This is a genomic window from Methylobacterium sp. WL6 (assembly GCF_008040095.1).
GTDB lineage: Bacteria > Pseudomonadota > Alphaproteobacteria > Rhizobiales > Beijerinckiaceae > Methylobacterium.
Map to the genome: position 1 here is coordinate 1 of NZ_VRVH01000599.1, position 1,011 is coordinate 1,011.

The 1,011-nt window shown below is 74.5% G+C and carries 1 protein-coding gene; it reads left to right on the forward strand.

Annotated features, from left to right (window positions below):
• The coding region (gene pdxA / locus FV230_RS28660; RefSeq protein WP_147844768.1) for a 4-hydroxythreonine-4-phosphate dehydrogenase PdxA at nucleotides 1-1,011 on the forward strand (1,011 nt) is incomplete at its 3' end.

The following is a 1,011-nucleotide window of genomic DNA, read 5'->3' on the forward strand; positions in this document are numbered from 1 at the left end:
ATGCTCCCCCTCGCCCTGACTCTCGGAGACCCCGCCGGGATCGGACCGGAACTAGCGCTGGCGGCCTGGCTCGCCAGCACGCCGCGCGATCCGCTCCCCGCCTTCTTCCTCGTCGCCGACCCGGCCTTCGTCGAGCGGACCGCCAACCGGCTCGGCCTGCCCGTGCCGGTGGCCGAGATCGACCCCGAGACGGCGGCCGAGGTGTTTCCCCGCGCGCTCCCCGTGGTGGCGCTGCCGAGCGGCAGCGAGACCGAAGCCGAGCCGGGCGTCCCGGATTCGGTCACGGCCGGGGCGACGATCGAGTCGATCACCGCCGCCGTCGGATTCGTCCGCGCGGGCCGGGCCAGCGCGGTGGTGACCAACCCGATCGCCAAGTTCGTGCTGACGCGGGCGGGCTTCGCCCATCCCGGCCACACCGAGTTCCTGGCGGCGCTCGCGGTCGCGCCCGGCCGCACCCCGCCGCGCCCGGTGATGATGATCTGGAGCGAGACGCTGGCGGTCGTGCCGGTGACGATCCACGTGCCGTTGCGCGACGTGCCGGAGCTGCTGGCGCAGGATCTCGTGGTCGAGACCGCCCGCATCGTCGCCCGGGATCTCGCCGAGCGCTTCGGGCTCGAAGCGCCGCGTCTGGTGCTGGCCGGCCTCAACCCGCATGCGGGCGAATCCGGCACGATCGGCCACGAGGACCGCGACGTGCTGGCACCGGCGGTGGCGCGGTTGCGTGCCGAGGGCATCGACATCCGCGGGCCGCTGCCGGCCGACACCCTGTTCCACGCGCGGGCGCGGCAGACCTACGACGTGGCGCTCTGCCCGACCCACGACCAGGCGCTGATCCCGGTGAAGACCATCGCCTTCGACGACGGCGTCAACGTCACCCTCGGGCTGCCCTTCGTGCGCACCTCGCCGGACCACGGCACCGCCTTCGACATCGCCGGCAAGGGCCTCGCCCGCCCCGACAGCCTGATCGCCGCGATCCGTCTGGCCGACCGCCTCGCCCGCACCGCCGCGGCG